General features: G+C 60.0%; 25 protein-coding genes. 14 read left to right on the forward strand and 11 right to left on the reverse strand.

Annotated elements, in window-relative coordinates; all coding sequences use genetic code 11:
• Positions 1-120: 120 nt before the first annotated feature.
• Positions 121-534, forward strand: coding sequence for a methylmalonyl-CoA mutase (locus C3F12_11415; GenBank protein ID PWB44301.1), 414 nt, complete (start codon positions 121-123; stop codon positions 532-534).
• 346 nt (positions 535-880) lie between these two features.
• Positions 881-1,798, forward strand: coding sequence for a glycosyl hydrolase (locus C3F12_11420; GenBank protein ID PWB44302.1), 918 nt, complete (start codon positions 881-883; stop codon positions 1,796-1,798).
• Between the two features lie 284 nt (positions 1,799-2,082).
• On the opposite strand, the gene C3F12_11425 is transcribed toward C3F12_11420, so the two are convergent.
• The 8 genes from C3F12_11425 to C3F12_11460 all read right to left on the reverse strand — a co-directional run bounded on the left by C3F12_11425 (position 2,083) and on the right by C3F12_11460 (position 6,585).
• A complete protein-coding gene (locus C3F12_11425) occupies positions 2,083-3,072 on the reverse strand; it encodes a hypothetical protein (protein ID PWB44303.1) in 990 nt (329 codons plus the stop codon).
• Between the two features lie 208 nt (positions 3,073-3,280).
• Positions 3,281-3,712, reverse strand: coding sequence for a hypothetical protein (locus C3F12_11430; GenBank protein PWB44304.1), 432 nt, complete (start codon positions 3,710-3,712; stop codon positions 3,281-3,283).
• A gap of 56 nt (positions 3,713-3,768) precedes the next feature.
• Complete coding sequence (locus C3F12_11435; GenBank protein ID PWB44305.1) at positions 3,769-4,176, reverse strand: hypothetical protein; 408 nt, start codon at positions 4,174-4,176, stop codon at positions 3,769-3,771.
• A 402-nt stretch (positions 4,177-4,578) separates the two neighbouring features.
• The gene (locus tag C3F12_11440; protein PWB44306.1) at positions 4,579-4,800 is read right to left on the reverse strand and encodes a hypothetical protein; all 222 of its coding nucleotides are present in this window, start codon (positions 4,798-4,800) and stop codon (positions 4,579-4,581) included.
• 59 nt (positions 4,801-4,859) lie between these two features.
• Complete coding sequence (locus tag C3F12_11445; protein ID PWB44307.1) at positions 4,860-5,075, reverse strand: hypothetical protein; 216 nt, start codon at positions 5,073-5,075, stop codon at positions 4,860-4,862.
• Positions 5,072-5,494: a nucleic acid-binding protein gene (locus tag C3F12_11450; protein ID PWB44333.1), complete on the reverse strand. Its 423-nt coding sequence runs from the start codon at positions 5,492-5,494 to the stop codon at positions 5,072-5,074. Before C3F12_11450 ends, C3F12_11445 begins: the two co-directional genes overlap by 4 nt.
• A 511-nt stretch (positions 5,495-6,005) precedes the next feature.
• Positions 6,006-6,278: a transcriptional regulator gene (locus C3F12_11455; protein ID PWB44308.1), complete on the reverse strand. Its 273-nt coding sequence runs from the start codon at positions 6,276-6,278 to the stop codon at positions 6,006-6,008.
• Positions 6,271-6,585, reverse strand: a complete 315-nt coding sequence (locus C3F12_11460; protein ID PWB44309.1) for a transcriptional regulator — start codon at positions 6,583-6,585, stop codon at positions 6,271-6,273. The genes C3F12_11455 and C3F12_11460 overlap by 8 nt, the downstream gene beginning before the upstream one ends.
• A 545-nt stretch (positions 6,586-7,130) precedes the next feature.
• Here C3F12_11460 and C3F12_11465 point away from each other — a divergent pair.
• From C3F12_11465 to C3F12_11520, 12 genes are all read left to right on the forward strand, one after another.
• Positions 7,131-8,441: an acetyl-CoA acetyltransferase gene (locus C3F12_11465; GenBank protein ID PWB44310.1), complete on the forward strand. Its 1,311-nt coding sequence runs from the start codon at positions 7,131-7,133 to the stop codon at positions 8,439-8,441.
• Between the two features lie 86 nt (positions 8,442-8,527).
• Positions 8,528-8,752, forward strand: a complete 225-nt coding sequence (locus C3F12_11470) for a hypothetical protein (GenBank protein ID PWB44311.1) — start codon at positions 8,528-8,530, stop codon at positions 8,750-8,752.
• A 47-nt stretch (positions 8,753-8,799) separates the two neighbouring features.
• On the forward strand, positions 8,800-9,039 hold the full coding sequence (locus tag C3F12_11475) for a hypothetical protein (protein PWB44312.1): 240 nt from the start codon (positions 8,800-8,802) through the stop codon (positions 9,037-9,039).
• Positions 9,032-9,376, forward strand: a complete 345-nt coding sequence (locus tag C3F12_11480) for a PemK family transcriptional regulator (protein PWB44313.1) — start codon at positions 9,032-9,034, stop codon at positions 9,374-9,376. Before C3F12_11475 ends, C3F12_11480 begins: the two co-directional genes overlap by 8 nt.
• 58 nt (positions 9,377-9,434) lie before the next feature.
• Positions 9,435-10,001, forward strand: coding sequence for a nucleotide-binding protein (locus tag C3F12_11485; protein PWB44334.1), 567 nt, complete (start codon positions 9,435-9,437; stop codon positions 9,999-10,001).
• Between the two features lie 48 nt (positions 10,002-10,049).
• Entirely contained in the window at positions 10,050-10,166 is a 117-nt protein-coding gene (locus tag C3F12_11490; GenBank protein ID PWB44314.1) for a hypothetical protein, read from the forward strand.
• Between the two features lie 303 nt (positions 10,167-10,469).
• The gene (locus tag C3F12_11495; GenBank protein ID PWB44315.1) at positions 10,470-12,065 is read left to right on the forward strand and encodes a hypothetical protein; all 1,596 of its coding nucleotides are present in this window, start codon (positions 10,470-10,472) and stop codon (positions 12,063-12,065) included.
• A gap of 7 nt (positions 12,066-12,072) precedes the next feature.
• Positions 12,073-12,885 (forward strand): hypothetical protein, encoded by an 813-nt coding sequence (locus tag C3F12_11500; GenBank protein ID PWB44316.1) that lies wholly within the window; start codon positions 12,073-12,075, stop codon positions 12,883-12,885.
• A gap of 97 nt (positions 12,886-12,982) precedes the next feature.
• Positions 12,983-13,282 carry an antibiotic biosynthesis monooxygenase gene (locus tag C3F12_11505; protein ID PWB44317.1) on the forward strand — a complete coding sequence of 100 codons (300 nt, stop codon included), beginning with the start codon at positions 12,983-12,985 and terminating at the stop codon, positions 13,280-13,282.
• A gap of 131 nt (positions 13,283-13,413) precedes the next feature.
• A complete protein-coding gene (locus tag C3F12_11510) occupies positions 13,414-16,206 on the forward strand; it encodes a valine--tRNA ligase (GenBank protein ID PWB44318.1) in 2,793 nt (930 codons plus the stop codon).
• A gap of 195 nt (positions 16,207-16,401) precedes the next feature.
• The gene (locus tag C3F12_11515) at positions 16,402-17,211 is read left to right on the forward strand and encodes a biotin--[acetyl-CoA-carboxylase] ligase (protein ID PWB44319.1); all 810 of its coding nucleotides are present in this window, start codon (positions 16,402-16,404) and stop codon (positions 17,209-17,211) included.
• Between the two features lie 6 nt (positions 17,212-17,217).
• Positions 17,218-17,982 carry a type III pantothenate kinase gene (locus tag C3F12_11520; GenBank protein PWB44320.1) on the forward strand — a complete coding sequence of 255 codons (765 nt, stop codon included), beginning with the start codon at positions 17,218-17,220 and terminating at the stop codon, positions 17,980-17,982.
• Positions 17,983-18,002: 20 nt separating this feature from the next.
• Here C3F12_11520 and C3F12_11525 read toward each other — a convergent pair whose 3' ends face one another.
• From C3F12_11525 to C3F12_11535, 3 genes are all read right to left on the reverse strand, one after another.
• On the reverse strand, positions 18,003-18,254 hold the full coding sequence (locus tag C3F12_11525) for a twin-arginine translocase TatA/TatE family subunit (protein PWB44321.1): 252 nt from the start codon (positions 18,252-18,254) through the stop codon (positions 18,003-18,005).
• Between the two features lie 92 nt (positions 18,255-18,346).
• A complete protein-coding gene (locus tag C3F12_11530) occupies positions 18,347-19,546 on the reverse strand; it encodes a hypothetical protein (GenBank protein ID PWB44322.1) in 1,200 nt (399 codons plus the stop codon).
• Positions 19,547-19,564: 18 nt separating this feature from the next.
• Positions 19,565-19,903 carry a thiol-disulfide isomerase gene (locus C3F12_11535; GenBank protein PWB44323.1) on the reverse strand — a complete coding sequence of 113 codons (339 nt, stop codon included), beginning with the start codon at positions 19,901-19,903 and terminating at the stop codon, positions 19,565-19,567.
• Between the last annotated feature and the right edge of the window lie 88 nt (positions 19,904-19,991).

Raw genomic sequence — 19,991 nt, forward strand, 5'->3', positions numbered from 1 at the left:
CAGAAATCGAGTTATTCCCTGGATTCCGGCTCGCGCCCGCTATGCGGGCTTGGCCGGAATGACGTCCAGAAATATGCAACGGATTTTCAAATAGGGAACACTAGCGCGCGAGGACTGATAATGGCATTGAAGGGCGAAAAGAAGATCCGCGTGTTGATCGCCAAGCCGGGCCTTGACGGGCACGACCGGGGCGCCAAGGTCATCGCCAGGGCCTTCCGCGACGCCGGAATGGAGGTGATCTACACCGGGCTCCGGCAGACGCCGGAGATGATCGTGAACGCGGCCATCCAGGAAGACGTCGACGCCATCGGCATGTCCTGCCTATCCGGCGCGCATATGTACCTGTTCCCACGGGTCATGGAGCTGCTGCAGGAGCGCGGGGTCGATGACATCCTCGTCTTCGGCGGCGGCACCATCCCCACCGACGACATCCCGAAGCTGAAAGCGGCCGGGCTCGCCGCCGTCTTCACCCCAGGCACCACCACGACCGAAGCGATCGCATTTGTGAAGGACCACGTGAGGCGAAAAGTCTGAGTACATCGTCGCCCGCCTGGATCCGGGATCTGCCGTGCCTAGAATGATTGTAAGCACAGTGACAATCGGGGAAGAGGCGGCCATGGGAGAGAACCTGCATCTGCTCGTTGGGACACGGAAGGCGGGATTCATTTATACCGCCGATGAGAGGCGGCAGCGGTGGGAGGTATCTCAACCGATACTGCCGGGTTGGACAATCCTCCACATGGCAGTCGATGATCGCCGCAGGCCTGCGAGGTTATATGCTGCCGCTACTCACTGGGCGTGGGGACCTTCCGTTTCCAGAAGTGATGATGGCGGAGTCACGTGGGAGCAGCGAAGCCCGGGGTTATCGTTCCCAAAAGATATGGGCATCACGATCCAAAAAGTATGGAATGTCCAGCCCGGGATCGAGAGGGAGCCGGGTGTGGTCTTCGCAGGAACGCAGCCGACCGGACTGTTTCGAAGCGATGACTGGGGTGATTCATGGTCTCCGGTAGACACGGTGAACCGCCATCCCTACAGGAATTACTGGTGCGGCACCGGGGGAGGCGACCCATGCTTGCACTCGATCGTTATTGATCCTCGCAACCCGCAACACATGTACATCTCCGTTAGCTCGGGCGGGACATACGAAACCAAAGATGCGTGTGCGACCTGGACGCTGTGCTCGCGCAAGTGGGATATTCTGGCAACACCTGAGACACGACAATTCATGGCGGCACTGGAGGAAAAATACTCCGATGCCATCGCAGCGTTCATGGCCGGCCAACCAAAGCTGCCGGAGAATGTGGATCCGGCAGCAGCGGATGAGCTGCACAAACTCAGGATCGATCCGAAGAATCCGGATCGGCTGTGGGCACAGGCCCACGTTGGCGTATTCCGCACCGACGACGGCTGCACAAGCTGGGAATGCGTGACCGAGGGACTGCCGTCCTTCCACGGCTTCCCGATCGCCGTCACAAAGAGGGTGCCTGACGCGGTCTACGTTGTGCCGATCGAGTTCGAAACAGATAACTTCCGTGTGTGCCGGGGACAGTTCGCGGTGTACCGGACACGTGACGCAGGAAAAAGTTGGGTGCGCCTGACGAGAGGGTTGCCTGGGTCACATGACTATCAAAGCGTCTATCGCGAGGGGCTCGACACTGACGGTCTATCCCCGGAAGGCATTTATGCCGGAACGAGCAACGGAGAGGTGTATGGCAGCACAGATGGAGGAGATACCTGGCAGAGGCTTCCGGGAACGCTTCCGCCTATCCTCTCAGTGACCTGTGCGGTGTACTGATCGTGAGTATCGAGATGTGCAAGCAGGTCATTGCGAGGGAGCAGCGCGATCGACGCGATCTCACCGTCTGCATTGATTTACATGGTAGAACGGACCGATTGCGCGCTCCCGTTGGTCGCTCGCAATGACAGGTCCTCGGATTGGAGCAGGGGAACAGGAGAGGCAACGTACGGATGGCCGCAGGTAAGCGTCGGTGAATTCAGTGCGACAGACCCGGTTGAACTGGGCATCATTAACTCCCGTCAGATCTCGGAACCTTGTCTCAGAACCTTGGCATCTGCCACCTACTCGAGCGCCGTTACGAGGATGAAATTCTTCATGTCCTTGATCTGCGTCATCTCAACAATCACGCGCGGCCGATTAGGGTCGCGGACTTCCGGGTGGGCGACACAGACCTCGCGGGCGAGGTGGAAATCGTCGTTTTCGCAGAAGACGCGCTGGCTGCTACGCATCACCTGAAGGCTATTGTAATCCCGCACCTGGTCAGCCACGAGCACGATGCCCCGGTGGTCATTTTTCTGCCAGTTAGCAAAATGCGTCCGCTCCAGGATGAGAAGGATGTGTCTACTGTCCAGAGGGAAAACGAACTCTATGCCGGGATCGAGGATGCCGACAAGACGCCGCCCTTGCTGCGTCTGGTTGCCACGGCGCACGACCGGGTGATCCGAGGTGTAAAAAAGGTGCTCGGTATTGTTGATGCCAACGACCCAATAGTGCCGGGTCAAGTCGTCGGACATCCGCTTGACAGCCTCTTGATCGAAAATCTTCTGTGAATGCAGGGCGGCTATCTGTTGATCGGAAACTGTAACTTTCGGCTTCTTCTCGCCTGGGAAGTTGATCTCCACCAGCTCATCGGCGAGCGATTGCATGGACTTCTGGGTAACCTCACGGACCGTGTCCCGATAAGTCCTCGTGCGCATCCATTGCATCGCCAGGAAGGGTGCATATTCGGTCATCAGCGCCTCGCTGATCCGCCCCTCGTCAGCGCTCTTAATGAGCTTGGCATGCAGCGGCACCCAGGTTTTTTCGACGACACCGAGGGCCTTTTCCACAGTGTTGATCGGAACGCTGAAATCACGCAACGAGCCGGGTGAAATCTCGTAGAAATACGGCTCCTGCGCTGCGGCTGTGGTGGAAGTAGGATGGGACCTGTCGTTGGCTTTGTCATAGCAAAACATCAGGCCAGATGCGTTCGTGAACCCACGCAGATAGCACTGCGGCACGTAGTGCTGCCTTTCCGTCCGGTGGGGTTTTTTCGGCTGCTTCTTCGACATTGCCTAGGCCTCGCGCACTGCATACCCCTGAGTATAGACTTCAAGACGGAGGTTCTTAACCGAGTAGAATCTCTCGCCACGCTTTCTTCAGAAGATTGCCTTGAAGCTTATATTCCTAACTGGATCCAGACGTTGACGCCGATCGCCGAAGCTTAAGGGCAGTCGTTTGTGAGTGGCCGCTGGAGCGCAGCGTTAGAACTCATCGGCTTCATCCTACGCCTTTTGTCGGTGGAGTTAAGCAACCGGACCACGCGAGGATAGCTCCTAAAACCAGGGCAGCACAGCACGCAAGAGGTATCCAGTATCCTATCCAGTTCCTCATGCTGAAGTCGGGACATTTGTCGTTGAGAATCTGGGCCGGGTGTCCTTTTATCTGGAACAGATGATCGTTCAGGGCGACATTCAGCTTCATTTGAGCACGAACAATGGTCAGAGCGAGCGGAATGCTGATCAGGGTTCCAAGAGTCAGGACGATCTTGAAATATCTTGCATCAGTAGCAGAAACGGCTGCATTAATAACGAGGGAGAAGAACACGAGGAAAAAGTTGAAACGGGAACAGAGTAATTTTTCCATAAACTCTCGCTCTTGGCTCATGGACCAAGTGTCTTGGGCGGGGTCGGGTTTCAGTTTCTCCTCCATACGTCTCCCTCGTTCCGCTCGTCGAGCTGACGTTTATGCTCCGAATGATCATAATATTAAGTACTGGACCCAATGAAATTCTTGCACAGGTTGGACACTACGGCCTCACCGTACTGTTCACTACCGTGCACTGCGTCGATAACTCTCCCATTTTTGAGCATGAAGTAACTCATGCGATTGCCAACATATCCACCGTAGCTGTTTTTGGCATTTATGTGTGCACAAACCACATACCCAAATTTTATCTCGCCGAAGCTCCTCCACCCGGATTTTGGTGTATTCAAGAACTGAAAGCGTGCGCTTTCTGGATCTTTCAGAACGAACTGCATATAACCTTTGATGATTTGCTCGTAGTCACTAGGGTATGAGCCGTAGTCGGCGGCAGCAAGCTGATCCCAGGTTGGCGGAGTCACGCAGCCTGCAGCCAATGCACAAAGTGTTAGTGCGGCAAGAATTTTCTCCATGAAGAGCCTCCCATAAAAGCGTCCACAGAGTAGACTAGTCGGTCTGTCTTGATCGGGTTTTTTGTCGTTAGCGCGGATTTTATTGTGTCGGTCAGCTTTTCGCAAGGAATTTCTGAGTTGCGTAGATCGAACCAACTTTGCACATGTTGTCAGCCTACTGCACCCCGGTCGAACTATGCTCCGGACGCAATCCGAGTCGATCTGGTGGGTTGTGGACTCCACTCCCCTGTCATGCTCTAAGACCATGCGACGGTATGTAACGCAAATCATCCGCCTGTACGGGCATCACTGAGAGCGGCCGCTACGGAGGAGGTCCACGACATTATCGAGGATCTGCTGGAAGGGGTGTGATGGGGCGCAACTTGACCTGCGAGAGATTGGAGAAGGGGAAGCGGACGAGAACTACCGCACCTGCTGCAGGTGCGACCACGCTTCGTCCTCCTCTGGCTTGTTCCAGTCTTCGGCAAATACCGCCTCGCTCAGCAATGCACTTTCCGGCACGCCCGAGACAGGCCGCTCCTCCAAGATCGTCACGAGTGCCAGACGGGCCGCTTGAAGATGGATACGTTCGAGGAGCCGCACGTTCCCGTGTTCATCGATCACGGCTTCAACGGTTCGAATCATCGTTTTTACTTCCCTCACAAGTTTACACGACCTGACCCTCGCACGTCTAACTACAAAAATTAGCCGTTCTGGTGACTCGGTGCTTTCTTCAGTGACGCCAGAATCTCATCAAGCGTCAGATCCTTGAACAGGGCTTCCCGTTCCTCTGTGTAGTCACCGTAACCTGTCGTGAACTGGTTTAGAAACCGCACGGTGTCTACTATTCCCATATCTTTGGAGAGCAAGTCGATCGCATGTCGCGTGATCTCGCTCAGGGGTTTCGCCTTCACATTCATTTCGTTACCTCCGTTATCAGCTCGAGCGGAGAGACCGCTTTGGTTTGTCCCGTGTCCACCGCTCTGGCCTGCTTGAGAAATTTATCATCACACGTGCAGAAATACTCGGCCCCTCCTACCACTGCCGACGCCAGGTGGAGCGCGTCCAAGGGCTTGACTCCTTCCGCTTCGAAAGCCCGCGCACGCTCCTCGACGTGCCTGTCCGTGCGAATGAACGCTGTCGCTTTGGTCAATACCCTGAGGGCATACTCTTTGCGCACAGGGTGCGGGTTACGCTCTAACTCGAATACCATGATATCGGAAGTCATCAACTCCACTTGTCCAGCTTCACAGAGCGTGAGGACCCCCAGAATGGCCTCGGCTTCTACGGCAATCCTCGGCTGAGTCTTGGTGTCGAGCGGACGCTGTACGCCGCACATATCAAGGTAGATTCTCATGGTACAAGTCCACCTGTTGACTTCTTTAGCTGCAACTCACGCCGAAGAACGGCTAACCACAGAGGAAACTGGTCGGTCAAGATCTATCGGCTGATGCCGTAGTTAGCACGGATTGTATTGCGCCCGTCAGCGGCTCGCAAGGAATTTCTGAGTTGCGCAGATCGGACAAGCACACACATATACATGACGCCACAAATCTCAGACAATTCGTCATTCCGGGCTTGACCCGGCATCCAGGGCTTTTATGGATTCCCGCTTTCGCGGGAATGACGGCTATTGTTGCGATTTATGACGACGTGTACAGTATCAGGTGATCGCACCACGGTCGAACTGCGCTCCGGACCTAACCCGCGTCGATTCGCTGGGTTGTGGACTCCCCTACCGTCGCGGGACATCCGGTGTTCCCTTGGCCGCGTGCTATATCCTGGCTATTTCAACCGAAAGCTTCCGGTCGGCATCCCACTGCCACCCGATCACAATCGAATTCCGGCGATCAGGCGACTTCAAGTAAGGCCTTTGGATTCTTGTCGGCGATCATGAGCAGCGTTCGAGCTGCGCCGGATGGCGCACGACGTCCCTGTTCCCATTCCTGAAGCGTTCGGACTGAAACGCCTAACAATCGCGCGAATCGAGACTGCGAAAGGCCCGTTTTTTCACGGATGGCGTCGACCGATGGTCTGGTGATCACGCGACCGTGTTCGCCGCGTTTGATTTCGCGGATCCCTTCCAAAATCTCCAAGCCAATGTTACGTTTAGATTTAGCCATTGTCGATCTCCTTCTTGATCTGTTTCAGAATGTGTGCCGGGATGTTTTCTGAGACACTCTTGGCATACAGAGTCAACATCCAAATGACGCCCTCGCTGACTTTAGCATAGTAAATGATCCGCATCCCACTGCGCTTTCCACGCCCAGCCAAACCCCAACGCAGTTTTCGTATCCCTCCGGAACCTGGAATAATAGCGCCTGCTTCAAGGTTCTTGATCAGAGCCGTTTGTACGTCCGCGTATTCGTCGTCAGAAAGATACTCGGACACGAGGCGCGTGAACAACCTTGTTTCGATGAAACTATACATTGAAGTATTGTACGTCTAAGACGTAGGATGTCAAGCAGATTGCTGAGTGGAAGGAATCGAATATCGCCGCGCTACTCAGCGGGCTGGGGCCGGAGAAAACGGATCACGGCTATGACCCGGGATGCCGCTTAAGGCAGCCGGATTTCGGACGACCAAACTAGGCCGCGAGCCATTTGTCGAGGCGAGCCTTGGCGTCTTCGTGGGAAATGACGCCCTCAGATTCCGCGCGGATTCTATTGGGTCGGTCAGCGGTTCGCAAGGAAGTTCTGAGATTCAGAGCTCAGATACTTACCGCACGGATTGTCGCTGGGAAGCGGCTGGCGGGAATCCAGCGCGACCGTGATTTTTGCTTGCTTTCTGAGATATTTGAGCTTATAGGTCAAGCCATGGGAGACGATCCTCTCACCCTCGCCCTCTCCCCCAAATGGGGGCGAGGGGAATAACAGCTTTTCTGCCACAAGTGGGGGAGAGGAGATGGGAAGAACGGTGAGATTGCCGCGTACCCTTCGGGTGCTCGCAATGACGGAGAGGGAGGAGAGTCCATCATGCGGCCGGTGTATATGGTCTCGGGAGGGGTGAGCAAGTTTGCGAAGGCTCGGCCGGACGTCACCTTCCAACCGATGGTGAAGGAGGCGTACGACTACGCCCTTAAGGACCTCGGGCTCGAGCACTCCCGGTTTGTTGAGATCGTCGATGGCTCGGTCGCCTCATATTTCTCCGACCATTTTCAGCGCCAGTTGATGTCGGGCATCATGGTGCAGGACTACCTGGGGCTCTGCCCCAAGCCGAGCCACCGGGTCGAAGGGGGAGGCGCAACCGGGGGGCTCTGCTTTCAGGAGGCCTGGAAGTCGGTGGCCTCGGGCCTCATGGACGTCTGCGTGGCCTACGGCTTCGAGACGATGTCCCACGTCAACACCTGGAAGGGGAACGAATTCATCGCCCTGGCTTCCGACGTGAGCTTCGACTACCCGGTAGGCGGCTTCTATACCGGCTACTACGCGATGATGGTGGTCCGGCACATGAAGGAGTTCGGCACGACGGTCGAGCAGATGGCCCACGTCTCGGTGAAGAATCACAACAACGCCTTCCACAACCCCTATGCCCAGAAGCGAAAGCGCCTCACGATCGAGGATGTGCGACGGGCGCCGATGGTGGCATGGCCGCTGACGCGCCTCGATATCTGCGTCATGTCGGACGGCGCGGCCGCCGCGATTCTGGCCAGCGAGGAGGGGGTTGGCAAGCTGGAGAGGGCGAGCGGCAAGCGTCTCAAGCTGGCCAAGATTGTGGGTATCGGTCGGGGGACGGACGCGATGCGGATGGCCGACCGGCCGCACCGGAAGGTGCTGCTGCTTCCGCATGAGCGAGCCGGCGACTACCGGGGTCTCAAGTATCCCGGCATCCACTCGTTCCGGGCAGGCCGGATGGCCTCTAAGCTCGCCTACGAGATGGCCGGGATCACCCATCCGATCAAGGAGCTGGACTTCATCGAGCTACACGATGCCTACACCTCCTCCGAGATTCAGACCTACGAGGACATGGGTCTCTGCAAGTACGGCGAGGGCGGCCGATGGGCCGAGGAGGGCAACCCCTTTCTCCCCAATCTCGACTATGGCTTGGTGCTCAAAAAGCCGGGGACGTTGCCGGTCAATCCCTCGGGTGGCCTGATCGCATGCGGCCACCCTGTCGGGGCTACCGGCCTGATGCAGGCGGTCTTCGCCCTGTGGCAACTGCAGGGCAGCATCAAGAAGCACTTTGGCAACGACCGCTTGCAGGTTAAGGGGGCACGACGTGGGGCGATTCACAGTCACGCCGGCACCGGGACCTATGTCACCGTGACCATCATGGAGAAAGGCTGACCTGCCTGCGCGTCGTACGCTCTATGGGGGATGAGGTCAGGAAAACCCGCTCGGCCGTCATGTTGTCAGTACAAGGAGACTCAGCGATGAAACAGTTCAAGGTGGTAGTTGAGAAGCATCCGGAGGGCTATGTCGCCTATCCGCTAGGCCTCAAAGGGGTTGTTGTCGGCGAGGGCGACACCTACGAGGAGGCACTAGCCGACGTCAAGTCTGCCATTCGTTTCCATATTGAGACCTTTGGCGAGGAAGTCCTGGAGGGCGAACCGCCGGTACTTGAAGTCTTTGTGGCCGAAGCCGGAATCGCCATCTAATGCCCAAGTTTCCTGTTGATACTCCCAAAGAGTGAGAAGGAGGCAGCATGACCCGGATAGAAATTCTGGAAGAACTCAAGAAACTTTCGGCAAAAGAGCGGCTTGAAGTCATTGAAGTAGCCCTGCATTTGCTACAAGAAGATCTTCAGGTCACTGAACGTCCGTTAACTTCGTCTGAAAGAAAACGCCAATTGGTGGCGGCTGCTGAGGCTTTGCGCCCAGATTATGCGGAGGATGATGAACTGACCAGCTTTACAGTTCTTGACAGTCAGGATGTTCATGCTTAGGGGCGAGGTCTGGCTGATCAATTTGGACCCAGCCATCGGGGCCGAAATCAAGAAAACTCGCCCGGCCGTCGTTGTCAATGACGATACTGTCGGGATATTGCCACTGAAGGTCATTGTGCCGATAACGGAGTGGAAGGATCGGTATGCGGTTGCGCCATGGATGGTTCGACTGGAGCCCGATTCAGAGAATGGATTGGACAAACCCTCCGCGGCAGACGCTTTTCAGGTTCGTTCGATATCTCAAACCAGATTCGTTCGTCAAGCGGGTAAATTGTCCGGGACGGCGATGCAAGAGATCACCAAGGCACTTGCTGTTGTGCTGGCCATCGAAGGATAGCGGGGTGTTGGAGTAGTTGTAGGTTACGGGAGGTAACCGGAGAAAGGGGGTGGGCACCGTGGCGGATGCCAAGGGTGAGAGAACCAATCGCAAACCTACAAATGAGGAGCCGGTCGCGTTGCCGGAGACCGACGACGGGACGATCCTGTTCAATGTCCCGTTTCCCAAGGACCTGGCCCAGCTCAAGACCATGGCCCCCATCCTCATCAAACAGCCGTATCAGATTGATTATCTCCACAGCTACGGGCAGGACTCCCCGTTCTTTGCCGGCCTGGCCAACGGCAAGCTGCTCGGGACTGTCTGTACGAAGTGTGGCTACAAGTACGCCACGCCCAAACTTCACTGTATGGATTGCGGCAGCGAGTGCGACTGGTTCGAACTGCCGCAGACCGGCGCGGTCCACACCTTCACCGTCTGTTACTTCGGGAGCGAGGAGTTCCTGAAGGAGACCCCCTTTGTCCTGATCCTGGTGGAGTGGCCCGGTGTGAATACCCTGTTTCTCTCACGGCTGATCGGTGTCGATCCCGTCTCACCCTCCCTGGATTGGGTCGGCATGCAGGTGAGGGCCAAATTCCGCCGCCTCTCCAAGTTCAAACCGACCGACGTCTACTTCGTCCCCGCGTAGAGGTTGTGTAAGAAAGAAGTGAGTGGGATGGCGGATTAAGGGGTGCGGGTGGTGGCGCGCGTTATGGCCCGCCCTGGAAGGGTGGACGAACTCCGGGCCGTGTTGCAGGGGCTGGTCGAGCCGACGCACAAGAAGCCTGGGTGTGTGACGTACAAACTGCTCTAGAGCAAAACCGATCCGACCCATATCACTGTCCTTTCCCGCTCGCATCGCCATCCCCTGTTTTCCGATGCACAATATCCCTTGACACGCAAAAAACAGCCCTCCTATACTTTCACCCATCGAGAGCAATGCCGTATCACATTGATGATCAGCTATCAGCAAGCTGAATTATGAGGGATGGTTGGGCGGCGGCTCCGCCGGCGCAACGCCGTCGTCGTGTGCCGCAGACGGCCGGCGATATCCTCTCCGATTTTCGCGGCGAAAGGTGTCGGAAGGGCAGAGCGTAGCCCCCTTCCGCGTCACGTGATGTATACGATGTATTTCGGCCTCACCGAGGCCCCGTTCTCCATGACGCCCGATCCGCGCTATCTCTACATGAGTGAGCGCCACCGTGAAGCCCTGGCACACCTTCTCTACGGGGTCGCAGAAGGCGGCGGATTCGTGCAGCTCACCGGCGAGGTTGGAACCGGAAAGACGACACTCTGTCGGTGTCTGCTGGAGCAACTGCCGCCCCGCGTGGATGTGGCTCTCATCCTCAATCCGCGGCTCACGGATATCGAGCTGCTCGCCGTGGTGTGCGACGAACTCCGCATCTCGTATCCTGCCGGCACGACCAGCGGAAAGCTCATCGTCGACGCGCTCTACCGACACCTGCTCGATGCGCACGCGCAGGGACGTCGCACGGTGCTCGTCGTCGACGAGGCGCAGGACCTCGCCACCGATGTCCTGGAGCAGATCCGGCTGCTGACGAATCTCGAGACCCCAACCCAGAAGCTCCTGCAGATCATCCTCATCGGCCAGCCGGAGTTGATCCGAGTGCTCGACAAGGAAGAGCTCCGGCAATTGGCCCAGCGGGTCACCGCGCGCTATCACCTGCTGGCGTTCTCCGAGGACGACACGCGAGCCTATATCGTTCATCGAATCCAGATCGCCGGCCAGAAGAACACGATCTTCACCGAGGCGGCGATGCGCGCAGTGCACGGGGCGGCGCGCGGCATCCCGCGGCTGATCAACGCCATCTGCGACCGCGCGCTGCTCGGGGCATACACGCAAGACCAACGTCGTGTCATGGCCGCCACGGTGCGCCGCGCGGCGAGCGAGGTGCTCGGCGAGACGCTTCCGCCGCGGCCCGCGCGTCGGTGGCAGTGGGCGGGCGCAGTGGTGCTCGTCGCAGTGCTCGCCACCGGCACGTGGGTACTCTTCACTCAGCGGCAGACGTGGTTGATCCGGCGTGCCGTGATCCCGAGTGCGATGAATCCGACCCCGACGTCCGCGACACTGTCGGCACTCCTCTCGGATCCCTCGCTACACGCCGACAGGAAGTCGGCCTTCGCCAGCCTCTATGCGAGCTGGCGCCTTGACGTCGACGACTCCATGGATAACCTCGGGTGCGAGCGCGGTCGGTCCGAAGGACTTCAGTGTCTCTTCAAGACGGGCACGTGGGGCAAGCTCCGGCGATTCAACCTGCCGGCCATCATCGAGCTGTCGACGCCGGCGGGAGATCGTCGGTACGCCACGGTGGTGGCCCTGGACGAGCAGAACGCGACCCTCGACTTCGGGGGAGGGCGACACGTGTTCCCGCTGAGCGAGATCGACCTCTACTGGGATGGTCCGTTCATTCTCCTCTGGAAGGCGCCCGAGTTGAGCTCGGTTCCCATCAGACCGGGCACGCGCGGCAAGGACGTGGAGTGGGTGCGAGAGCAGCTCGCCGAGTTCGACGGCGTCCACGGAGGAGGACCGAATCGCCAGGTCTTCGACGACAACCTCCGCGCCCGGGTGATCGCCTTCCAGCGTAGTCGGTCGCTCATGGCCGACGGGATCGTCGGAAAGGAGACGCTGACCCATTTGAGCGCTGCCCAGCGCGATCCAAAGGTGCCTCGCCTCCGGCGGGTAGGCTCGTAGGCCGCACATGTCCTATATCCTCGATGCATTGAAGAAGGCCGACCGGGATCGACACCCGGTGGCCGTTCCCACGCTGGCAACCGTCCACCGGGCGCCGGCGCCTCCTTCACGGCGCCGGCGCCTCTGGCCGTGGATCGCCGGTGCGGTGATCGTTGTGAACGTGGGCGTCTGGCTGTGGCTGTTGCGCTCGTCGCCCTCTGTCCCCAACAGAGCTATGGTGAGCGCGACTCGGGCGCCTGTGGCATCCCCGGTACCGGCGCCGCCGGAGCACGCCGCGCGGGCGCGTCCCGTCGGGCCCGTCGCCACACCGGATGCGCCGGACACGGCAGCGATTGCCGTGCCGGCGTCGCACGTCCCACCCTCTGCAACGAGGAGCGCACCCTCCGTGCCCCTGTTGCGACTGGAGCAACATCCTGACGCGGCCCCGCGGGCCGCGGCGAAGCCGTCGCACGTGACATCCTCCGGAGCGGCTGCCCCGAGGTCCGCCTCGCCTCCGAAGCCTGAGACCGCGCCGGAGAAGTCCCCGGCTCCTGCAGTGGACTCGGCTCGCGTGAAGCCCTTGGAGCGAGATCCGGCGACACCGCCGGCGTCTCAAGAACCGCCGGTTCCTCAAGAGGTCTTCGCGAATCTGCACCTCCAGGTTCACGTCTATTCCGAGGTCCCCGCACAGCGCTGGGTCTTCATCAACAACCACAAGTACGTCGAAGGCCAGCGGATTGACGCCAATCTCGTGATCGAGAGCATCACGTCCGACGGGGTCTTCGTGAGCTATCAGGGCAAGCGGGTGTTGCTCCAAACCGATCAGTCCGCCTCTCGCTGACGAGCGCAAAGAGGTTCGTGTCGGCTACGTACAACATCGGTGACATCGGTCGTCCGACAGCATAGGTATAAGGTCGGTCGAGAAAGGAGTGGTTGGAATGTCGGATCAAGGGGTGCGGGTGGTGGCCCGCGTTGTTGCTCGCCCTGGAAAGATAGAGGAGCTTCGGGTGGTGTTGCAGGGGCTGGTCGAGCCCACGCGCAGGGAGCCGGGGTGCGTAACGTACGAACTGCTTCAGAATAGAGCCGATCCGACCGATTTTACGTTTGTGGAAGAGTGGCGAAGCGAAGCAGAACTTGACGCACACTTACAGTCGTCACACGTGCGAAACGCCCGTTTGAAGTTCCCGGAGCTGGCTGCCGCCGATCCGGATATCCGCCGGTACTCGGTCGTCAAGTAATCCCTCCTTACCGCTTGCCTTGATATGCTATGCCGGATGTGTTACGTTCTCGAACGATGATGCGGACTGCCTCTGTATAGACACGTTCGGACAGATCAGCAAAGGACCTAAAGACCCCAACAGGATACGAGATGTCGCGAGAGAAAGAGAAAAAGATCGGATACGATCCTCACGGGATTGAAGAGCGCTGGGCCAAGGCATGGGAGGAGGCCGGCGCAAGCCACGTTGACGAGTCGTTACCGAAGCCGCCGTATGCCATTGTCATCCCGCCGCCCAACATCACCGGCTTCCTGCACATCGGCCACGCCATGAACAACACGCTGCAGGATATCCTGATCCGATGGCGGCGGATGCAGGGGTATAATGCCCTCTGGGTTCCGGGTACCGACCATGCGGGGATCGCGACGCAGAACGTTGTTGAGCGGCAGCTTCGATCCGAAGGCGTTGAGTGTGAGGCGCTCGGGCGAGAAGGGTTCGTCGCGCGTGTCTGGAAGTGGAAGGAGGAGTCAGGCGGCACGATTATCCGCCAGCTTAAGCGGCTGGGCGCGTTCTGCGACTGGGATCGGGAGTGTTTTACCATGGACGAGCCCCGCCAGCGAGCGGTCCGCGAGGTGTTTGTCCGGCTATTCGAGGAGGGGCTGATCTATCGTGGCGAGCGGCTGATCAACTGGTGTCCGCGCTGCCGGACGGCGCTGTCGGATATCGAGGTGGAGCACGAGGATACTCAGGGTCTTTTCTATCATATCGCGTATCCGTTGGCGGATGACCCGACAACCCGGCTGGTCGTGGCGACCACCCGCCCCGAAACGATGCTGGCCGACACCGCCGTGGCGGTCCACCCGGACGACCCGCGCTACAATCGGTTCATTGGCCGTCAGGTGAAACTCCCGCTGACCGGGCGGGTCATCCCCGTAGTGGGCGATTCCATTCTTGTGGATCGGGAGTTCGGTACCGGGGCGGTGAAGATCACCCCGGCTCACGATTTCAATGACTTCGAGGCGGGTGAGCGGCACGGCCTGCCGCGGATTGCGCTGTTCGACGAGAGCGGTCGGATCGCGAGTTCGATAGTTGACGCGCAGATCGAGCCCGCGCTCTATCGCGAGATCGCAGGACTTGAGGCGGAAAAGGCTCGTGAGGTTGTTGTGGGGCGGTTGCGCGACCAGGGCCTGCTTGTGCAGGTCGACGCGCACCAGCATGCGGTCGGCAAGTGCTACCGCTGTCGGACGGTGGTGGAGCCGTTCCTTTCGCCACAATGGTTCGTCAAGGTCGGGCCGCTGGCCGATCCTGCTATCCGGGCGGTGGAGGAGGGGCGAACCAGATTTGTCCCCCAGCATTGGGAGAATACCTACTTTGCCTGGATGCGGAATATCAAGGATTGGTGCATCTCGCGCCAGCTCTGGTGGGGGCACCAGGTTCCGGCCTGGTACTGTCGGAGGTGCGATCAGCATAACCTGATTCTTGAAGCGACCGATGCGGGGGCCCACAGGATCCTTCGCGATGCTGCGCCGATTGTTGCCACATCGCCTCCTGCCGCCTGTCCTCGATGCGGCGGATCGGAGTTGGTTCGGGACCCCGATGTCCTCGACACCTGGTTCTCATCGGCCCTCTGGCCCTTCTCAACGATGGGCTGGCCGGAACAGACCGAGCTGCTCCGCCGGTTCTATCCGACCTCAACGCTCGTCACCAGCTTCGACATTATCTTTTTCTGGGTCGCCAGGATGATGATGATGGGACTCAAGTTCATGAACGATGTCCCGTTCCGGGAGGTCTATATCCATGCCCTCGTGCGCGACGCCGAAGGGCAGAAGATGTCGAAGTCAAAAGGCAACGTCATCGATCCGCTGGTAGTCATTGAGGACTACGGGGCCGATGCCTTCCGCTTTACCCTGGCCGCACTGGCGGCCCAAGGCCGCGACATCCGGCTGTCGGAAGAGCGGATCGAGGGGTATCGCCACTTCTGCAACAAACTATGGAACGCCCATCAGTTCCTCGCCCGATACCTGCCGCTTCTCGAAGGTTCCACACGGACGGTCGTCGACGAGGGCGGTTTGAAAACCGCCCCTGCACTTGATCTGGCGGATCGGTGGCTGCTCAGCCGACTGCACGGCCTGATCGGATCGGTGACGACGGCGCTGGAGGAGTACCGGTTCAATGAGGCGGCGTCGGCCCTCTATCAGTTCGTCTGGCACGAATACTGCGACTGGTATCTGGAGATGGTGAAGTCTCGCCTTACCTCGGAGGGGTCGAGTCGGGAACAACGGCAGGCCGGGGTTGCCATACTGCTGCTGGGGCTGGAGACCACGCTGCGCCTGCTGCACCCGTTCATGCCGTTCATTACGGAAGAGATCTGGCAGCAACTGCCGGGCCGCGAAGGGACCAGCCTGATGCAGGACCACTGGCCCAAGGCCGAACCGGCGTGGGAGGCGGCCGATACCGAGGCCTCGATAGGTCTTCTGATGGAGCTGACGCGGGCGGCCCGGGACCTCCGTTCGGATCTGGAGATTGCGCCGTCGAAATCGATCCGGCTGGTGCTCCGGACCTCATCCGACGATGACGACAGAGCGATAGAGACGGTCAGGCCGTACCTCGCCGCGCTTACGCGCGCGGAGCAGGTGGCCTTCGGGCAACATCTGGATCGACCGTCGCCGGCCGCAGTGGGTCTGGTAAGCGGCATTGAGGTACACCTGCCGGTCGACGACCTCTCGCTCTTTACGACCAGGCAGCAGAAGCTGCGGCGTGAGCTGGACAAGGTGGAGCAGGAGCTGGCGCGGATAGACAAAAAGCTCAGCAACGCGGATTTCGTTGCGAAGGCGCCGGCGGAGGTGGTGGCCAAGCAGCGGGATGAGCAGGCCCGGCTCATGGATACCAAGGTCAAGTTGCTGCAGCACCTTGAACGGATCGACCAGCTTTTGCGACCTGCCTGACGCAGGCAGTTAGTGGCGTGTATTCGAAATTCGTCACATATTTCTGGCCGTCATTCCGGCCAAGCCCGCACCGCGGGCGCGAGCCGGAACCCAGGGAATCACGCGAGTTCTGGATTCCCGCTTTTGCGGGAATGACGACACGCAGACCGCTGATTTCCTCATCGAGCTTCTGACTCGGAACACTGGGCGATTGTGATGAGCCATCAGGAACTCTTGACGCCGTTACGGGAGGCGGAGATCCGGGCCGGCCTGACGACGCGCAGGGTCGGGACCGTCATCCACCTGTTCCAGGATGTCGAGTCGACCAACGACGAGGCGGCGGCGCTGGCCGGCCGCGATGAGGCGGATGGCGCGCTTGTCATTGCGGAGCGGCAGCGACGGGGGCGCGGTCGGCTCGGCCGTCGATGGGAATCGCCGATGGGGCTGGGGCTGTACGTGTCCGTAATTCTAAGGCCGCCGATTCCGCCGAAGAGCGCTCCCATGCTGACCCTGATGGGCTCGGTAGCCGGCGCCGAGGCGATCGAGCGGACGACGGGACTCACGACAGCGCTCAAGTGGCCCAACGACCTGATCCTGCACGGCCGAAAGGTGGGCGGCATTCTTGGCGAAATGGCGGTCGGGGGCGCCAGCCTTCTGTACGTCATCCTTGGGATCGGCATTAATGCGAATCAGACCGAGGCCAACTTTGCAGGTGAGTTGCGCGAAATCGCCACTTCACTGCGCATTGAGGCCGGGCATCCCCTCGATCGAACGGCGATGGCGCGGTTGTTAATTGAGAGCCTCGATGGTTGGTACGATCGGTTGTTGAGCGACGGCCCCCGACCCATTCTCGAGCAGGTCAGGCGCCGTTGTCTGACGGTGGGGCGAATGGTTGTAGCGCGATCCGGTGATGAAGAAGTGTCCGGCTTCGCGGTGGAGCTGGATGACCTGGGGCGACTGGTGGTCCGGGACGCGACAGGCGCATTGCATCACCTGGTGGCCGGTGATGTGACGCTTGCGGGGTAGACGAATATGCTGCTCGCGCTGGACGTCGGCAACACCAATACGACGGTCGGACTGTTCGAGGGGAAGGAGCTTCGGACGCACTGGAGGCTCAGCACCCGGCGGGACGGGACCGGCGACGAGTACGGGATATTGATCAGCAATTTGTTACACCTCGACGGGCTGGAGCCGAACCGGATTTCGGCCATGATTATCGCCTCGGTGGTTCCGCCGCTGCAGTCGTCCCTCAAAGAGATGGCCCATCGCTACTTCCGGATCGAGCCTCTAGTGGTCGGACCAGGGATCACGACCGGCATGCCGATCCTGTACGACAGCCCGCGCGAGGTAGGGGCCGACCGAATCGTGAATGCAGTGGCGGCCTTCGAAACCTACGGTGGCCCGGCGATTGTGGTCGATTTTGGGACCGCTACCACCTTTGACGCAGTGTCGACCCAAGGGGAATATCTGGGTGGTGTCATCGCGCCGGGTATCGGGATCGCCGCCGAGGCCCTGTTTGAGCGGACCGCGAAGCTACCCCGGATCGACATCACGAAGCCGAACAGTGTGGTGGGAAAGACGACAGTGGCCAGCATGCAGTCGGGGCTCTTTTTCGGCTATCTGGGGCTGGTGGAAGGGATCGTGACGCGAATGCGCGAGGAGATGGGGGGCGATCCTATTGTGATCGGCACCGGGGGGCTCGCCCATCTGATTCTTACCGAATCACCAAGCATCAAGCATGTGGACTCGCTGCTGACGCTGACCGGCCTTCGGATCATCTACGAACGCAACTTGTAGGGGCGATTCGCGAATCGCCCCTACGCTTCTCGCTTCGTGCCGCAGTGGGGGCAGGCGGTCCACTCCTTCTGGAGCGGCCGGCGGCACTGGCTACAGGCGATCTCCTCGGTAGGCGTGGGCGGTACTTCCTTGGGGGACGATTCGACGGACTTCTTAAATTCGCGAATTGCTCCGCCGAGAGAGCTACCGATCTGCGGTAATTTGGCCGCGCCGAATACAACAAGGGCAATCAAAAGGATTATTATTAACTCCGGCATTCCGAGTCCAAACATGGCTCCCTCGCTTTCTTAAGTTGCCCCCATCATATCCTACTTTTGTAACCGGATTCAACCATGAACGTCTGCGCCCCGGCTGGGGCGACAGCCTATTGGATGGCGGCAACAAGGGCTTCCGGCGCCAGAAGGCTCACGCGGGTGCCTTTGCCGGGCGCGCTGTCGATGGTGAGCGCTCCGCCGATGGCCTCCAGTCGCACCCGGATGGTAAAGAGCCCGAAGCTCCCTGGCGAGGCGCCAGGGGCGGCGGCCGTCGCAGGCTCGAAGCCCTTGCCGTGATCCTCCACCGTGACCCGGACGGCCTCGTCGGTCCGCTCGAGGATCACCCGGGCTTCGGCCGCCTCTGCGTGCTTGACGACGTTGAACAGCAGTTCGCGGACGGCGTGAAACAGCAGCGCCGCAGTCTCTTTGCTGCTCGGGTCGGCGCCCGGCGCCGCCCGCACCGCAACCGCCAGCCCGTGCTGTTCCCGCATCTGCCGTCCAAGCCAGGCGAGTGCCGCCCCCAGCCCCAGCTCGTGCAGGACCAGCGGACTGAGCTGGCCGGTCAGCGCGCGTAACTCCTCCATCGAGGCGTCGAGCAGCGCGACGGCCTCATGAATCCGCCGGCGGAGCGCCGGATCGCTGAGCCTACTCTGCACCATATTCAACCGAAACTTTGTCGCAGCCAGCCTCTGCTGGATGGAGTCGTGCAGCAACCGCGCGACCCGCTGACGCTCGCCCTCCTCGGCGGTGATCAGCTCCAGGGCCAACGCCCGCAGTTGGGCGGCGTGGGCTTTCTGCTCCGTCAAATCGGTCGCGGTCAGGCAGACGACCGCCTGCGTCTCGTCCACCCGTGCCGTGTTGACGTCGAGATAGCAGGGCAGCAGCGTGTCGTCTCCGTCGCGCAGCGCGATCTCCACGCCGCGACGCGTCTCGTCGCCTCGCAGCAAGCCGTGAAACAGGCCGCGGTCGGCGGGCGCGATCCAATCGTGCATCGAGGAGCCGATCACCTGCTCCAGCGACGCGTTGACCATCTCGGCCAAGCGGCGATTGCCGTACAGGACGAGACCGTCCTGGGTGAGTGTGGCCGCGCCCTGGTTCATCTGCTCGATCAGCAGGCGGTACGAATGGTCCGCGCCTTTCAGCGTAAAGACCTGTTCGCCCTGTGCGGTGGAGACGACGAGCGCGTCCGCCTCGCCGGTGCGGATGGCGCGCAGGGTCTCTTCGGCTTCGTCCAATCGCGCGCGCAGTGCCTGATTCTCGGCGATGAGTTGCTGCTGCGTCGGGTTCGGTTGTTTCATCTCAGTGCCCATGGGCGTCCGGCACGGCGTCTACGGCTTCTTCCGCAGATCCAATCCGACCAGCACCCGGTCTGCCGCCGACATGTCGCCGATGATCCGGCGCAGCGGCAGCGGCAGCTTCTTGATCAGCGTCGGCGTCGCAATGATCTGCTCACCCTTGGCCAGCGTGAACTGCTGGTACAGGTCGATCACCTCCAGGTCGTAGCGTCCCTTGAGGTGCTCTTCGCAGATCTGCTTGACGTTGGCGATGGCGCGTCTCGATGTGGGCGTCATCCCGGCCACGAACAGCCGCAGGAGGTATCGCTCGTTCCGCGGCTTGGCGAGCGTCCGTGCAGATGCCTTGTCGGCATGGGGCGATGGACCAGTCATCTTTGGCACAGTGGACCTCCTAACGGCGCGGCTGCAGATCCAGCCCGACCAGCACGCGCTCGGTGTGATCTTCCCCCGGCAGCGCGGA

The sequence above is a fragment of the Candidatus Methylomirabilota bacterium genome, assembly GCA_003104975.1.
Taxonomy (GTDB): domain Bacteria; phylum Methylomirabilota; class Methylomirabilia; order Methylomirabilales; family Methylomirabilaceae; genus Methylomirabilis.

What these genes read in the sequence shown, in the direction of transcription:
- C3F12_11415 (PWB44301.1), top strand. Translation starts at nt 121, where the DNA reads ATGGCATTGAAGGGCGAAAAGAAGATCCGCGTGTTGATCGCCAAGCCG.
- C3F12_11420 (PWB44302.1), top strand. Translation starts at nt 881, where the DNA reads ATGGGCATCACGATCCAAAAAGTATGGAATGTCCAGCCCGGGATCGAG.
- C3F12_11425 (PWB44303.1), bottom strand. Translation starts at nt 3,072, where the DNA reads ATGTCGAAGAAGCAGCCGAAAAAACCCCACCGGACGGAAAGGCAGCAC.
- C3F12_11430 (PWB44304.1), bottom strand. Translation starts at nt 3,712, where the DNA reads ATGGAGGAGAAACTGAAACCCGACCCCGCCCAAGACACTTGGTCCATG.
- C3F12_11435 (PWB44305.1), bottom strand. Translation starts at nt 4,176, where the DNA reads ATGGAGAAAATTCTTGCCGCACTAACACTTTGTGCATTGGCTGCAGGC.
- C3F12_11440 (PWB44306.1), bottom strand. Translation starts at nt 4,800, where the DNA reads ATGATTCGAACCGTTGAAGCCGTGATCGATGAACACGGGAACGTGCGG.
- C3F12_11445 (PWB44307.1), bottom strand. Translation starts at nt 5,075, where the DNA reads ATGAATGTGAAGGCGAAACCCCTGAGCGAGATCACGCGACATGCGATC.
- C3F12_11450 (PWB44333.1), bottom strand. Translation starts at nt 5,494, where the DNA reads ATGTGCGGCGTACAGCGTCCGCTCGACACCAAGACTCAGCCGAGGATT.
- C3F12_11455 (PWB44308.1), bottom strand. Translation starts at nt 6,278, where the DNA reads ATGGCTAAATCTAAACGTAACATTGGCTTGGAGATTTTGGAAGGGATC.
- C3F12_11460 (PWB44309.1), bottom strand. Translation starts at nt 6,585, where the DNA reads ATGTATAGTTTCATCGAAACAAGGTTGTTCACGCGCCTCGTGTCCGAG.
- C3F12_11465 (PWB44310.1), top strand. Translation starts at nt 7,131, where the DNA reads ATGCGGCCGGTGTATATGGTCTCGGGAGGGGTGAGCAAGTTTGCGAAG.
- C3F12_11470 (PWB44311.1), top strand. Translation starts at nt 8,528, where the DNA reads ATGAAACAGTTCAAGGTGGTAGTTGAGAAGCATCCGGAGGGCTATGTC.
- C3F12_11475 (PWB44312.1), top strand. Translation starts at nt 8,800, where the DNA reads ATGACCCGGATAGAAATTCTGGAAGAACTCAAGAAACTTTCGGCAAAA.
- C3F12_11480 (PWB44313.1), top strand. Translation starts at nt 9,032, where the DNA reads ATGCTTAGGGGCGAGGTCTGGCTGATCAATTTGGACCCAGCCATCGGG.
- C3F12_11495 (PWB44315.1), top strand. Translation starts at nt 10,470, where the DNA reads ATGTATACGATGTATTTCGGCCTCACCGAGGCCCCGTTCTCCATGACG.
- C3F12_11500 (PWB44316.1), top strand. Translation starts at nt 12,073, where the DNA reads ATGTCCTATATCCTCGATGCATTGAAGAAGGCCGACCGGGATCGACAC.
- C3F12_11505 (PWB44317.1), top strand. Translation starts at nt 12,983, where the DNA reads ATGTCGGATCAAGGGGTGCGGGTGGTGGCCCGCGTTGTTGCTCGCCCT.
- C3F12_11510 (PWB44318.1), top strand. Translation starts at nt 13,414, where the DNA reads ATGTCGCGAGAGAAAGAGAAAAAGATCGGATACGATCCTCACGGGATT.
- C3F12_11515 (PWB44319.1), top strand. Translation starts at nt 16,402, where the DNA reads ATGAGCCATCAGGAACTCTTGACGCCGTTACGGGAGGCGGAGATCCGG.
- C3F12_11520 (PWB44320.1), top strand. Translation starts at nt 17,218, where the DNA reads ATGCTGCTCGCGCTGGACGTCGGCAACACCAATACGACGGTCGGACTG.
- C3F12_11525 (PWB44321.1), bottom strand. Translation starts at nt 18,254, where the DNA reads ATGTTTGGACTCGGAATGCCGGAGTTAATAATAATCCTTTTGATTGCC.
- C3F12_11530 (PWB44322.1), bottom strand. Translation starts at nt 19,546, where the DNA reads ATGGGCACTGAGATGAAACAACCGAACCCGACGCAGCAGCAACTCATC.
- C3F12_11535 (PWB44323.1), bottom strand. Translation starts at nt 19,903, where the DNA reads ATGACTGGTCCATCGCCCCATGCCGACAAGGCATCTGCACGGACGCTC.